We start from the raw sequence: 15,488 nt of genomic DNA on the forward strand, positions 1-15,488 counted from the left end.
CGCGCAGGCATTAAATTCATCATTTTAGTTGTTACACATTGATTCTTTTAAGATAATCTTACTGATAGTAACCTCTGTATTCGCCGGGTTTCCACCAAAGTCAAAGACCAGATTGACTTTATCTATATCTAGACCGTCCATATCCGGAACTTTAAGAACAAGGTCTTCATAAGCCTTCAAATTAACGTTCTTAGTAAAATAGAACGTTTCATCATCATCTACCTTAGTAAGTTTAACCGTTACACCAGTAATATCCTTCGTGGCATTCAACACACATTGGAAATCGTACTTATTGGCAGTGCTCGTACTGATATTATCTGTCTTGAAATGGACTTGTGCTTGCCACTGCTGAAAAGTCTCTTCCGGCAAGGTAACTTTATATGAATTCCCATTAACGACAACCTCTGGGGCGGCAACTTCATTCCAACCTGGAGCATAATAGAAAAAGTTCGTATATTTCACCGATTTCCATTTGTTACAATCCGAATCTGCATTATCTGGTCCCGAAACAGTCGTACCATCATCACAGCTGTGTTCTTTCAAAACTACACGGCTTACGGAAACGACCGTTTGAGCAGCATTACCTCCAAAATCAAACACAAGACTGACCTGATCCATATCAATACCTGGCATATCGGCTTTGGTAAATATATAGTTTTCATAAGCCTTTAATGAAATCTTCTCTTCAAAGAAGAACGTCCCATCCTCACCTGTCTTAACCAATTTAACAGTAACATTGTTATGATCTTTAGAGGAGTTAAGCACCGCAGAAAAATCATAATTTGTTGATGCCTTGGTGGTCATATTTGTCCGGTAAGCTACCTGTGCCTGCCACTGTAAACTCGTTGCCACTGGCAAAGTTATCTCATAGGAATTACCATTAGCTACGAAACCAGGATCACCCACCGAATTCCAATCTGGAGCATAGTAAAAATCATTTGTTATAGTCGCCTTCTTCCACAAGTTACAATCACTATCTGGGTCATATCCGCCGATTTGTGGCTCTTCTTCACCAGTATCTACATCGGTGGTCAGGATGTAATGCCATGCAATACTCCCATTGTCAGATACCAACTCAATCTTATTTGCCGAAATACCGACAACCCTATACTTTGGCGCGTTGTAGCTTTCATCATTAGCAATATAAGGAAATAACGTCTCTGCCGGGAATATGAGGAACACATCCTCCCCTTCTCCGACAAAGCTGTAAGTAGTCGTTTGCTCTTCCACTGGAGCCATAAAATCCAACTCATTGTGTGGATTGTGCGCACTGAACAATGAACTTTCTTTATTTACATATACAGTTCCCCCTTCGCCTGGATTGTAGGTATATTTCATATCACTTGTAAACGTCAATATGTCATCGTATACCCCCCAATCGGCCTTGTCATTCGGCGGAGCACTCCACCACTCGGTACCATCCGTACCTGATGGACCACAAGCTAGATGGGCTATTTCCTTTTTGGCAATGGACCAGGTTTTACTTCCACTGCCCGCAATCAATCCGATATATTTATCGTAATCAACTAACGAATTATCAATCGTGAAGGTTTTAATAATTGAACCATCACTGATTCCATGTGCATTTCCGAGCTTGATTTCTACAGAATATGTGCCTGCCGCATTGTAAACTTTGGTAAATTTACTCGATGTGGAATAGACTGTTTTACTTTTTTCCACAAAGCTCCATATTGGATAAGCACCTTTATTGTTAAAGGTAAAAGTTACTTGGTTGATTTCCTGGTCAACAACAATATCGACATCGATATCCGTCGCTAAAGGTATTTCTCCTTCCGAGGGACGAAAAATATCTTTCGCACATGCTGCAAAAACCAGAAGTACGATCAACAAGCCTCCTAAATAGTTATATATCCTTTTCATAATGCTGTACTGCTTAAGGTTAATAATTGTTTTGGGTCAATGTACCTGCAGATGCATCAATTTCTGATTGCGGTATCGGCAGATACTTTTTGGATGTTGTCCATGTACTTGTGCGGTACAATCCATCTGGTATAAGATAAGTTGGTGCATAACCCGAACGAATCAAATCCCAATAGCGCTTTCCTTCACCCAAAAATTCCAAACGACGTTCCTTGATGATGTTTTCAACGGACGGCGAGATAGCGTTAAGACCAGCCCGTGTACGGACTTTGTCTAAGTAGCTCTGTGCTGTCCCCGTTCCAGAGGCTCCACGGGCAATCAATTCAGCAGCATTCAACAAGGTCTCCGCATAGCGATAGACCCGGAAATTGTTATTGTAATTCAAATCTGCATCAGCAGAGTGATTTGCATTCCCATCTTTTCGAGCCATATATTTCTTTAAAAAATACCCTTGGTCTTGATAGCGCGCTTGATAAGTTGCACCTGTTTGTTCTGCATATTTTGCAAAGTTCAGAATACCACCATCACGTCTTTGGTCATTGTCATCGTATAAAGCGTAAGCATCGGCTCTCACAGGCTCAAAACCCCATCCACCATCATAATCCGGACTACCAGCCAGATTATATATACCGATAAATTTAGGATATACCGATCCACCATCGGTGGTCGGACTGCTCCAAGAACGGACAGCGTTACGACTGAAATAGTTAATTTCAAAAATAGATTCCTGCGACCATTCACCACTTTCTTCCCATAATCCCGCAAAATTACTCACCAAATCGTATTGTCCGGATTTGATAATTTCCTCCATATACTTAAGGGCTTGGTTTAAACGGCTATCATCATTTTGGTACATCACAACTTCAGCATACAGCATATAAGCCATAGCCAATGATACTCGTCCCTCTCTTCCACTACCTGCCTTCATTGGCAATCCGCCATTGTTGATTGCATCCTCTAATGTTGTAATGATACCTTGATACACCTCATCAGCCGTATTTTGGTCAGCGATATATGGGTAAGTCAAATTCGTCTCATAATAAGGAATATTTCCCCAAAGTTTCCACAACCATGTGTAATAAAAAGAACGTAATACTTTAGCTTCTGCCAGATACAAGGCTTTGGTATCATCAGAGATACCTTGTACATTATCCATATACTGCATCACAATATTTGAACGGTTCACACCTGAGTAAAAGGTTGTCCACAAGTCACTAACCACCGAAGTAGGTAGAGCTTCATAATTGAACATGCGGTGAAGATAGATACAGTCGTTGGCATCAGCACCTCCAACGTAAACATCATCCGCCATTACATCAGACACCAACCCGATGTGGGTATATTGCCCCCATGCATAGTCAAACCATTGCAAAGGATCGTAAGCTGCTACCAATGCTTCAAAAATTCTGCTTTCAGAGTTATAATATTCGTCCACGTACAGTTTATCCGCAGATTCTACTTCAAGGAAATCCTTTGAGCAGGAGTTCTGTATCAGAACAGTAAAAATTGCTATTGTTATTATATAGAGTAATCGTTTCATCTTTTCCATTTTTAATTTTAAAAGGATACATTCAAACCAAAAGAGAAAACCCGTGCTTGTGGGTATATACCGCGGTCTATACCGAGCGACGTCCCTCCTGCAGAAATCTCTGGATCAAGGCCTTCATACCTGGTTAACGTCAACAGGTTTTCGGCCGAAGCAAATATCCTAAGGTTTGAAACGAAATATTTACTGGTCAGATGGTTCGGGAGTGTATAGCCAAGAACCATATTTTTAAGTCGCATATACGAGCCATCTTTGACATACAGACTGGATGACAACCAGTTGCCATTTTCATCTGTAAAGGAAAACCGTGGAATCTCATTAGATGTTCCCTCCCCAGTCCATCTGTTCAACATATAGCTTGGCAGGTTAATATATGCAATATCCGTTCTACGTGTAGCATCGTAAATATCATTACCAAGAGTTCCCTGCAACATGAAACTAAAATCGAAATTCTTCCAGGTTATGTTCGTATTAAAACCAAATGTCCATTTTGGATTACCATTACCGATTATAGTGCGGTCTGCATCCGAAATAACACCATCTCCATTGAGATCAACGAACCTCACATCTCCCGGCACGGCTTTAGGCTGTATCATATCGCCTTCGCTTCCCACATGGTTGTGTATTTCATCCCAGTTCTGGAAAATCCCATTAGCTTGATAACCGTAAAAATAAGGGAAAGGGAAACCATTTTCAGCGCGGCTAATCGTTCCTACATTTTGGTAATAATCATAGTTCGCAAACCCTTCTTCATTGCCAAGGCGTAACATATTGTTTTTAATATACGATGCATTAGCTCCCAAACGTACGCCCCAATCCCCTGTTCTAAAACGATACATGGTCTCAAACTCCACACCTTTATTTTCCATTTCACCCACATTCCCGATAGGTTTTGCTTCGCCCACATAAGATGGGATAGACATGGTCATCAACATGCCATTCGTCTTTTTGTAAAAATAATCTACGGAGAAATCAAGTGAGTTACGGAAGAAGCTAAAATCTAGTCCTATATCGGTCTGCACAGATTCTTCCCACCTCAAATCAGGATTAGCCAAGCCACTTGGTTTTGTCCCTACGTGTATTGTTCCATCTCCGGTTCCGAAGACATAATTGTTGCCCGAGGAAGTCAACGCCACATAGCCAAACGCACCGATGCTTTCATTTCCGTTCTTACCCCAAGAACCTCTTAATTTCATAGCCGATAGCCATTCAGGGCGTCCCTCCATGAATTGCTCGTTCGTAATATTCCATCCTGCAGAGAACGAAGGAAACGTAGCATAACGGTTGTTCGCACCAAAATTAGAAGAACCATCTCTTCTTATGGTCGCCTGAAACATATACCGTTCATCATAATTATAGCTCAGACGAGAAAAAATCGACGCCAATGTGCGTGGACTATATGCCCCTCCATACACACTCATATCCCCATTTGCCGCCGTCCCGGTAGTAAAGTTAATATTAGCCTTGCTACCATCTTCTTCCACTAAGTGACGATTTGCTCCTCCTAGATTACGACCAGTATTTTTCTTAGCCGATTGCCCTACCAAGACCTGAAGGTTATGTTTGTCTAAGAAACTTTTTTCATACGATAATACATTTTCCAATTGCCATACAAGACCGCGATTCATTTCCGACCACACCCTTGATTCTTCCCTGTAATTGGATTGGCCTAAATAATATTTCGGCGACCAGCCATCATTTCCCCAAAATGCCAAGTCTGTACCAAAAGACGATCTGAACTTTAGGTTGTCCCAAAGGTATAATTCCGTCCAAAAATTAGAAATAAACTTATCAGCATTTCCTTTATCTCCAGGAAGCGCAAGCTGTGCCAAGGGGTTTGTAATTTCGTTATAATCAGCACCAGCAATGGTATATACCTCTCCTGTATTAGGATCTTTGACTGCATAAGGATGCCGTGCAAGAGCCGCCGCCGGATCCTTTTCATAAACACTCAAAAGCGGAGAAAATGCAATGGCACTTCCCAATGGCGAACCATATTCAGAGTTGGTAGAGATACCCATCGATTTTGTACGGGAATAAGACGCATTTACACCTAAAGAAAATTTATGCAAAAAATTACGCTCCTGATTATCCAATAGATTGAATATCATATTTGAACGCAAGCTCATCCGATTGTAATTGGAACGGTTCCAATTACCTCCCACAATACCTTCCTGATCGTAATATCCTGCCGAAAGGAAGTAATTTACTTTTTCACTTGCTCCGCTGATACTTAGTTGATGATTGGAAACTGGGGCATTTTTATTGAAAACCAGATCTTGCCAATCTATACCTTTACCATACGAATAAGGATCTGGATAACGGACATTCTGTCCAGAGTTCAGCAAACCTTCATTCATTAATATAGCATACTCAGTAGCATTCAGCACATCTCGTTGCTGCCAACGGTTTTGATATCCTTGTGAAAAGGAATAATCCACTCTTGTTTTTCCCAAAGTTCCATTTTTCGTGGTGACGAGCACAACCCCATTTGCTGCACGAGCACCATAAACTGCTCCCGAAGCAGCATCTTTCAACACTTCAATAGAACTGATATCGCTTGGGTTCAAATAATCTATACCTCCATCGATAGGCATGCCATCCACGATATATAGAGGATCACTATTATTGATAGTACCTATCCCTCGGATTCTGACTTTAGAGCCTTCACCTGGTTGACCGGAAGACTGTGTTACGGTAACACCCGATACCATACCTTTCAATGCATTATCTATCCGTACCGGGGATGTGTTTTTTAAATCATCCGCCGAAATACGGGAGATAGCAGCAGTAACAACACTTTTCTTCTGAACACCATAGCCGACAACGACTACTTCATCCAGATTACTGAGTTGCGACAATAGCACAACAGATACTTCTGTTTTGCCAGACACGGGAACTTCCTGCTGGAGAAATCCAACAGACCGGAATGTCAACGTACTATTTATATCTGAAATTTCAAGACTGTACCATCCATCCTGGTTCGTATTAGTTCCACCTGTACCTCCTTTTACCAACACAGTTACACCTGGAATGGGTTCCCCTTTTTCATTTGTTACTCGACCTGTAACAGTTCGTTGCTGTCTGATCTCTATAGGTTTTGCCATGGGCTCCGCAGACGATGATTTCTTTCGTTCTATCGCTATGGACTTTCCCTTAAGCTGATATTGCAAAGACTCGCCCTGAAATAATACATCCAAGGTTTCTGTTATTGTTTTGTCCTTGACCTTAATCGATACAGGCCGTACGCTTGCCAGTTCCTTTTCATTATAGATAAAGGTATAACCTGATTGCTTACTGATTTCCATCAGCACCCTTTTCAGTCGGGCTTCCTTTTGGTCTAGACTGATGCGTTGTGCATTGACATTGCCCAACGAGACCATGATAGACGCAAAGAATAAAGTTACAGTCAATTTCATGGTCAAATAAGTTTGTGAAAGATGTAGATATTTACTATCATATCTAAGGTTCTTTTTGTTCATTTTTCGGTTTATATACAAGTATGCCTACTTCATCATGATGCATATCCATCCCTTCTAAAGGGTTGATATATTGCCTCATAATCCCTAAGTTTGCATACAGGGTTTGTGACTTGGTTAACACTTCTCAAAATTGCAAGCCGACATACTGTCCGGGGTGTTGCGAGCGCCTCGGCAGTTCTTTTTGTCGAACAGCAAATTAGGTTTATTTCTTTATTCTTCTGCCGCGACCCTCCTTCCTTCAACTTTGAATTCCACACCTGTTTTTAATGTTATAGCCTGTAACACTTCAGAAAGCTTAGCATCACGTGGTATAATGGCAGACAAATGTTTATTACCGTGTTTTTTCATATCTATTTCCACATCATACCAACGTTCAATCTTCTTAGCGTAATGATTTAACTGCTCGTCATTAATGATATAAAGCCCTTCTTTCCATGATGAAACTTCTTCTATATCAACTTTTTTCACTATGATTGATTTTGCATCGCTCACGCTAGCCTGTTGACCAGGTATAAGTATAACTCTATGCTCTGTATCAATCGCGTTTACTTGCAAACTACCTTCTGTTAAAGTAGTAAGCACTTGTCCATCATAAGCATTGATATTAAAACTTGTTCCCAATACCTTAATTTCTTGGCGGTCACTCCGAACGATGAAAGGCTGTTTAGTATTCCTGGCAACTTCAAAATACACCTCTCCAGTTACGCTAACAAGACGTTCAGCACCAATAAATGTCGTTGGATAACGAATGGAGGATTGTGCATTAAGCCAAGCTTTGGTCCCGTCGGGCAAAGTAAGCTGATATTGACCTGCTATAGGTGTGGAAAGGGTTGCCATTTTAACATTTTCAACTTGTTTGATAGTTGTACCATCGGGATACATGATAGCAGTCCCATCCGTTATCAAACCATCTTGCTGACCGCTCAATTCAATTCCTTCTTCACCCTCCAATGTAAGCGTAGCTTTATTACTGCCAGGTAAAATATCTTGCACTTGAGAGACATCCACTATCTGGCTATTATCTGTCACTTTTTTAGTCCAGAGTACCCCCACTGTTAATAACAATAGAACAGCGGCAGCAATAGAACGTATATACGTTATCGGAACAATTTTGCGTTTCGGTATCTCGGCTAATCTATCTTTTAAAACTGACAGATCGGTTATAGCTTCTTCATCTTGTATTTCTTGGACATCTTCCTGTAAAGTCAGATACCATTCTTCTACCCAAACTTTTTCCTGCTCAGTGCAATTACCTTCCAGATATTTCTTTAAAAGAGCTTTAGCCCTCAGTTGTTGGTTTTCCCTCATAATTATGTTTAATCATATATATGACGGACAACTATGGCTTAGGGGGGGGGTAAAAAATTAAAAATATTTACAGAATAGGATAAAAAGAACCCAAGGAAAGGCACTTAACCGCATGCGTAATACCCGTAGTGCATCTTTAATATAGCTTCGGACACTTTGTTCAGAAAGATCAAGCTTCTGGGAAATTTCCTTATGATTGAGGTAACTTTTTCTACTGAGTTCAAAAACTTCCCGAACTCTCGGAGAAAGCGTCTTCAAGACATTTTCAATTTGTTCTTGCAGCATTTTTTCACGCAATAGGTAATCCGTATTGGCTTGCCCGATTTCTATATGCCCCACAAGTGATTCTAAATAATGAGATTTGGATTGTTCTTTTGCAATATAATCAATAACTCTATTGCGTATACTAGCATACAGATAAGAGGATATTTTATCGGTTATACGGAGCGATTCACTTTTCTGCCAAATATTTGCAAACAAATCGTGTACGATATCTTTAGCCGCTTCACGATCCTTTAATTTCTGATAAGCATGGAGATAAAGAGTAGCATAATACTGCTGATAAAGCTGCTGAAAAGCTTCTCTGTCACCTTTCAGCAACATCTGCAACAATTCTTTATCATCAATAATTGACGGACTCCCCATAAGACATAACGGTTTATGCTCGCCAAGATAGTAAAAATATACAATTCGCAAGAAAAATAAATAGCAAGAGGTACTCTTCTAAATAGCGATGAGCAAACTAAAACGTAAACTGCTCTTTAATTTTCCCAGACATATCCTTGATAATCACTTCTATCGACTTACCTGTCACCGACAAATCCATCACGTCACGATTTCCGTTGACAATTAATGGAAAATTATTTCCTTTCTCGCCTTTTGGAATATAAGCATAGCGATGTGTATGGCCTGATGGCATCAAACCAAAAGGCTGTATTCAGCCCCTTTGGATTGCCCTTACTATTCCGTCTCACTTTTACCTCAAAATATCCGCCACGACTATTGTCCAGCAAATTCTCATTTTTCCGCCAATCATAAGTCTGTATAGACGAAATCTTTTGAGTTCCTGTCTTAGTGTATAGTCTATCAGGAATCGTGTCGTTCACATAAAGATTGATATATTGCCCACTCATCGTATACGCCGGTTGAGGTAATTTATCGGTCAACATTTCCTGTAGAGACTCTTTGTTCAAATAATTGAGCGAAGAAAAATAGTTGGTGGTCCACTTATTGAGGTTCAACAGTTCATCATTAAACTCATCTTGCCAATAAATCTCCATGCCCGGGGGAACAGCTTTAGAGCTTGGGTTAGATGCAGCCTCCTGCAAATCTACAGGTTCCAGATCCCACTCTTTCGTAGAATACACCTTTCTTTTTATCACCTCCCCTGATGGCAATTCTAGCCAAATATGGTAATACGTCTCGGGTTCAATGTCCTGTATATAGTAGCGTTTGACATCTGCAACGGTTTGATAATTGGCTTGTTGGGGCTTACGCTTGCTGGTTGACCAATATAACTTACTCCCTTTCGGCAAAGAATTGTTTTCAGACAATTCCAACCTTATCCAACTCCGGGTAGCTAAAATAGACAGCTCAACTTCGGATACTTTCTGTGCAAATACATACCCTGAAATAAACCATCCAACAAAGAATAAAAATAAAATCTTACGCATAATAAAGGATGAGTTTTATAATCTGTTATTTAAGATGTAAAACAATAATAACAAATTATATAAGATAAACAAAACATCAATATATAGAGAAGTAATAAACTTATTGCCAAATAGATAAACAATCGTTTGCGTAATATTTATAGGTAAGAATTGTTTTTGAGAAAACAAAAAAAGACAGGTTGCAATGCATTGCAACCTGTCTTCCTTAACCATCAAAAATGGTCTATTTCTTATGTAATTGCTCGTATAGATCAATTACTTTTTTCTGTAGTTCAATTATTTCAGTTTCCCTATCCTGAAGCTTTTTCGTCAACTCCGCTATTTCATCCTGCACTTGTTTTTCCTCTTCAGCATCTGTCACAGACAATAATTGGACCAATGAAAGTCCAAACAATTTTGAAATTTGATTTAGTCGAGAAAGGTTCACATCGGTGATACCAGTTTCTATTTTTGAAAATGCGGGAATGGATATATCTAACCTTTTAGCTACATCTTCTTGACTCCATCCCTTTTGGTGTCTTAATAAACGAATTTTTTTTCCTAATGTATTCATGGGTAATATGTTTTCCAAAATCAAAAATAACAAAAATTTGTTACAAGAAAAATGGCAATTAACAACAACATTAATTATTTCTTAAAAACTTATCTGCTAAATCATGTATATTAATACTGTTATGATTAGGAGAAATCATAAAAAGGAGATTAAAACCTAATGATTTGAATTTAAGTAAATACTGCTCCAACTGTACAATTTCTGTTATCAAGACACAATTAGGATGCTTAAAAACTTCCTTAACCTGTTCCTCTATATGTTTCAGGGAAACACTATTATCTTTTATAGAATCCTGATTCACCAGAACAACTGCATAATCACTAGCTTCCATACTTTGTTCATAAGAAGATAAAAAGTTGCTATCCATGACATCATAAGGATTCAGCTCCACAACAGTCATCAAAGCTTGACCAGGAAATTGTTCTTTAATAGCATAAATACTTGTCCGAAGTTTATACGCGGAATAAGCAAAATCTTGATAAACAACACTCTCATTATCACTGGCTACAAATTCCAGATATCGGATAGAACTTTTGAAATCCCTTATTGCCTCATAGAAATCTGCACGCTTTACCCCTAACCATTCGCATACTGTATATGCTCCAGCAATATTAGAAAGATTCAGTTTTCCAAAAACCTGCAATGGAATGCGATCTTCACCAGAATGCAAATAAGTCACACCTTTGTTGATAGAATACTCCGGGAGTTTATAACCATGACGATTGATTTTACAGTCTGATGTACGTTCCACCACCGCTTTCAAAGTCTCATTATCCTTATTGTAGATTAAAGTTCCTTTGTCACTAATGGTTTTGATAAATTTCTCAAACTGCTCAAGATAAGCTTCTTTCGTGATATTATGTTGGTTTTCCTTCCATTCTATACCACTTATGAGGGCTATATTCGGATTATACAAGTGAAATTTAGAACGGTGGTCAATTGGTGAAGCATAATATTCATCCCCTTCAATTAAGATAAAACGGTTATGAGGTGTTAACTTAACCAAGGAATCAAAACCTTCTAATTGTGCCCCCACAAGGTAATCAAACTCTCGGTTTAATTTTTTCAACACATGCATAACCATGCTCATGATGGTTGTTTTGCCATATGTCCCTGCAATAACCACACGTGTTTTATCAATACTTTGCTCATAAATGAATTCAGGAAAAGAATAGATCTTCAGATTCATTTCTTGAGCTTTCAACAGTTCAGTATTGTCGGCGTCAGCATGCATTCCCAAGATAACAGCATCAATATCTTCTGTAATCTTATCAGGAAACCATCCCAATTTCTCAGGAAGCAAACCTGCCTTCGCCAATTTCGACTTAGATGGCTCTACAATCTGATCATCAGATCCAGAAACCTGATGTCCCTGCTCAGCCAGAGAGATGGCTAAATTGTGCATGACTGCACCACCTATGGCTATAAAATGAATGCGCATATATCAGCTTTTAAGATACTTAGCAGAACACCATTTGTCCGTCACTTTTTTGCCGACAAAGGAAAAACCTACCTCCGTAGCCTTCGACGTCAAGATGTCTAGGTCTTCCCCATCATAAAACCCACTCACATACAATTCGCCTCCCTTTTCTAAACATGCACTATATTGATCCAGTTGGTCCAGCAGGATATTACGGTTGATATTTGCCAAAATAACGTCAAACGATTTGCCTTGCAACACCTCTTTCGACCCCAAATCAGAAACAATATTGGTAATCTGGTTCAGTACTTTATTTTCCTCTACACTAGCTACGCAAATATCATCATAATCAACCGCCAATACCTCTTTTGCTCCTTTTTTACTTGCTAATATAGCTAAGATGCCAGTTCCACACCCCATATCCAACACGTTTTTGTCCTGGAAATCGTTTTCCAAAACATATGCTAACATCATAGATGTCGTCTGGTGATGTCCGGTACCGAAAGACATTTTCGGATCGATAACGATCTCATAAGGTACGTCCGTACGTCCTTCGTGGAAGGTAGCACGTACATAACACTGATCGTTAACCGTTATTGGCTGGAAATTGCTCTCCCATAATTTGTTCCAGTTTTGATCCTCCAAATCTTTCGTTTCATAGGACACATCAAAACCTTCCGTATGATGCAAAAGCACGGTTTCCAAACCTTGTATATCAAGGTTTATTGCAGGGATATAAGCGGTAAAGCCTTCTTCACCTTCCTCGAAAGTATCAAAACCTATTTCCCCCAAAGCATCTATCAATAGATCCTTCTGCCAGTCTTCCGCTCCGGAAAGAATAAATTTAACTGAAGAGTATTTCATTCAGAATCAATATTAAAACTTATTTACAATACTGTCGTATTCAGATGAACGCTATTTTGTCAGGCTGAGCGTAGTCGAAGTCCGGCAAAATAGCGTTCAATCACAACAAAATTGTATGTATGATTAAGCGTTAAAAACTTTTACGATATCTAAGAAGTCACGTGATTTCAACGATGCTCCTCCGATAAGTCCTCCATCAATATCAGCTTGCGAAAATAATTCATCCGCATTTTTAGGATTACAGCTTCCTCCGTAAAGAATAGTTGTATTCTCTGCCGTTTCAGCAGAATACTTCGCTGCAATGCTTTGACGAATAAAAGCGTGGACTTCTTGTGCCTGTTCTGGCGTAGCTGTTAAACCTGTTCCAATAGCCCAGACTGGTTCATAAGCCAACACAACGCTAGCAAATTCCTCTGCTGAAAGATGGAACACACCTTTTTCCAATTGCTCTTTAATAACGTCAAAGAAACGCCCCTCTTCCCTTTCTTCTTTCGTCTCACCGATACAGAAAATTGGTTTCAAACCATGTTTTAACGTAGTATTTACTTTTTCAGCCAATAATGCATCTGTTTCACCAAAATAAGCACGGCGCTCAGAATGACCTAAAATAACATATTCTGCCCCAACAGATTTCACCTGTGCAGCCGAAATCTCCCCAGTATATGCACCGGATTCTGCTTGGTGAATATTTTGTGCGCCTGTCGACACCTTACCTGTAGCCAATTTACCAATACTGTACAAATGAATAGCCGGGCTACAAACAATCACCTCTTGATTGCCAACCACTTCATCTTTTACCATGTTTACGATTTCTGAGAATAAGCTTACACCTTGCTCATAATCCAAATTCATTTTCCAGTTACCTGCTACGATATTTTTTCTCATTGTTTTTATTTGTTAATATATTGTTGTTAATCAAAATGGATATTGTCCGTACAGAACAATTACTCTTTCATATTGTTTCAAAATTGCGGAATGATTTACGCCTGTGAGAATTCATCTCGCCTTGTTAAACAGAACACCTCCCATAAAATGCGGAGATCCTTCTCTTCAAGAGGCTCCTTAATGACGATCGCCCTTTCTTTTAGCATATTTTCAAATTTATTCCAGACATACGTCTCATGCTTCGCATCTGTCAGCCATGAGAAATCCCGCACAAACTTAGGAATAATATTTGAAGTAGCCACCTGTACACCTACACCAATAACAGCACCTGTGCTAATTGACGAATTAATGCCACACATTGCAAAATCGCCCATGAACACACCTACTTTATAACGGTTTGTTTTACGCCAATTATTAAATTTATAATCATAAAGCTTAATGGTCTTCCAATTGTTCAATAAATTAGAATTACTTGTTCCCGCACCAATATTACATCCTTCCCCGATAACGGCACAACCTAAATATCCATCATGTCCTTTTGCACTGTTAGCCCACATCACCGTGTTGTTAACCTCACCCGATACTGTCGATTTTGGGCCTATACTGACATTTGGATAGAGCTTGGCTCCCATTTTCACTCGAGCACCTTCTCCGATTGCTATCGGACCACGAAGATGGCACCCCTGTTCCAATTGAGCATTGTTCGCAATATAGATAGGTCCATCCAAGGTATTGAATGTACAACCATAAGCCTGTATATTGTCGCCCACAAAAAGTTTATCACCAATGATCGTATTTGAATCATGCAATTGGGCAGAAGGCTGTCCTTGTGTAAGCAAATCATAGTCGAAAACTATCTGCGAAGCATTTTGAAGAAAAATATCCTCCAAAAATCGCAAACACGGCACTTCTCCTTCAAAATTACAGACATTTAGAGCACTTCTATCTGGTTCGGTTGTCCAATTCTTAACCCGATAAGCAATCCAATTGCCGTCTTTCTCCAAAAGGCTTTCTTCCGCTAATCCGCGAAGTGACTCCACCAGTTCTGCTGTCGGACAAATATTCGCTCGCAAAACTAAATATTCCTCTGCATCAGCGTGACCTCGATACTTATCTTGCAGATAGGGCTCAGTATAAAAACTCACCGGAGCATCCAGCGATAGCTGCCATTTTTGCTGAAGCGTAAGCACGCCTAAACGAAAATCACCCACAGGCCGGGTGAAAGCCATCGGTAATAGATGTTCGCGCCATTCAGCTCGATCGTGTAATACTATTGCTAACCTCATACCGATAAATTTACACAAAAAAATCCCGACAAGAAGAATCTCATCGGGATATTCGCAGTTATTTTTTCTGCCGGGCTGTTACTATTTGCTGTAACGGCTACGGAATTTGTCGATACGTCCTGCAGTATCAACCAATTTCATTTTACCAGTGTAGAATGGGTGTGAAGTGTGAGAAATCTCCAATTTCACCAATGGATATTCATTACCATCTTCCCAAGTAATAGTTTCTTTAGTGTCTACACACGACTTAGTTAAGAAAGCATAGTCATTTGACATATCTTTGAAAACAACTAATCTGTAGTTTGACGGATGCAAATCTTTTTTCATTTTATCTTATGATTACGTATTATTTCAACAATTGAGGTGCAAAGATAATTTATTCTTTCCGTAAAAGCAAAAAAATAATTACCCACACCTGTTAATTACTTTCACTTGAAATCTTAAAAATTCCCAGCGGTGCAAAAATAGATAATATTTACACATATCCCAAACTTTAGATTTCGTTTTAGGAGCAGCAACAATTAATATATTAGCCTTTTGTTTATAAAAAATCAGCATACCTTATCCCTCAACAAACATGAGAATAAAAA

The 15,488-nt window shown here is 39.4% G+C and carries 12 protein-coding genes; all 12 read right to left on the reverse strand.

Annotated elements, in window-relative coordinates; all coding sequences use genetic code 11:
• Positions 1-24: 24 nt before the first annotated feature.
• The 12 genes from BM375_RS00585 to BM375_RS00640 all read right to left on the reverse strand — a co-directional run bounded on the left by BM375_RS00585 (position 25) and on the right by BM375_RS00640 (position 15,225).
• Positions 25-1,881, reverse strand: coding sequence for a hypothetical protein (locus BM375_RS00585; protein ID WP_093363227.1), 1,857 nt, complete (start codon positions 1,879-1,881; stop codon positions 25-27).
• Between the two features lie 19 nt (positions 1,882-1,900).
• Complete coding sequence (locus BM375_RS00590) at positions 1,901-3,421, reverse strand: RagB/SusD family nutrient uptake outer membrane protein (RefSeq protein WP_093363552.1); 1,521 nt, start codon at positions 3,419-3,421, stop codon at positions 1,901-1,903.
• 17 nt (positions 3,422-3,438) lie between these two features.
• Positions 3,439-6,909, reverse strand: a complete 3,471-nt coding sequence (locus tag BM375_RS00595; RefSeq protein ID WP_212611595.1) for a TonB-dependent receptor — start codon at positions 6,907-6,909, stop codon at positions 3,439-3,441.
• A 210-nt stretch (positions 6,910-7,119) separates the two neighbouring features.
• Positions 7,120-8,217 (reverse strand): FecR family protein, encoded by a 1,098-nt coding sequence (locus tag BM375_RS00600; protein WP_093363228.1) that lies wholly within the window; start codon positions 8,215-8,217, stop codon positions 7,120-7,122.
• A 57-nt stretch (positions 8,218-8,274) separates the two neighbouring features.
• Positions 8,275-8,862 (reverse strand): RNA polymerase sigma factor, encoded by a 588-nt coding sequence (locus tag BM375_RS00605; protein ID WP_093363229.1) that lies wholly within the window; start codon positions 8,860-8,862, stop codon positions 8,275-8,277.
• Between the two features lie 215 nt (positions 8,863-9,077).
• Positions 9,078-9,890 carry a hypothetical protein gene (locus BM375_RS00610; RefSeq protein ID WP_093363230.1) on the reverse strand — a complete coding sequence of 271 codons (813 nt, stop codon included), beginning with the start codon at positions 9,888-9,890 and terminating at the stop codon, positions 9,078-9,080.
• Positions 9,891-10,113: 223 nt separating this feature from the next.
• A complete protein-coding gene (locus BM375_RS00615; protein ID WP_093363231.1) occupies positions 10,114-10,443 on the reverse strand; it encodes a helix-turn-helix domain-containing protein in 330 nt (109 codons plus the stop codon).
• A gap of 70 nt (positions 10,444-10,513) precedes the next feature.
• On the reverse strand, positions 10,514-11,884 hold the full coding sequence (locus BM375_RS00620; protein ID WP_093363232.1) for a Mur ligase family protein: 1,371 nt from the start codon (positions 11,882-11,884) through the stop codon (positions 10,514-10,516).
• 3 nt (positions 11,885-11,887) lie between these two features.
• Complete coding sequence (prmA, locus tag BM375_RS00625) at positions 11,888-12,727, reverse strand: 50S ribosomal protein L11 methyltransferase (protein ID WP_093363233.1); 840 nt, start codon at positions 12,725-12,727, stop codon at positions 11,888-11,890.
• Between the two features lie 123 nt (positions 12,728-12,850).
• Complete coding sequence (gene tpiA / locus BM375_RS00630) at positions 12,851-13,612, reverse strand: triose-phosphate isomerase (RefSeq protein WP_093363234.1); 762 nt, start codon at positions 13,610-13,612, stop codon at positions 12,851-12,853.
• Positions 13,613-13,707: 95 nt separating this feature from the next.
• Positions 13,708-14,898 (reverse strand): putative sugar nucleotidyl transferase, encoded by a 1,191-nt coding sequence (locus BM375_RS00635; protein ID WP_093363235.1) that lies wholly within the window; start codon positions 14,896-14,898, stop codon positions 13,708-13,710.
• 81 nt (positions 14,899-14,979) lie between these two features.
• Entirely contained in the window at positions 14,980-15,225 is a 246-nt protein-coding gene (locus BM375_RS00640) for a type B 50S ribosomal protein L31 (protein WP_093363236.1), read from the reverse strand.
• Positions 15,226-15,488: the final 263 nt, after the last annotated feature.

This window comes from Sphingobacterium wenxiniae (genome assembly GCF_900116225.1).
GTDB classification, from domain to species: Bacteria; Bacteroidota; Bacteroidia; order Sphingobacteriales; family Sphingobacteriaceae; genus Sphingobacterium; species Sphingobacterium wenxiniae.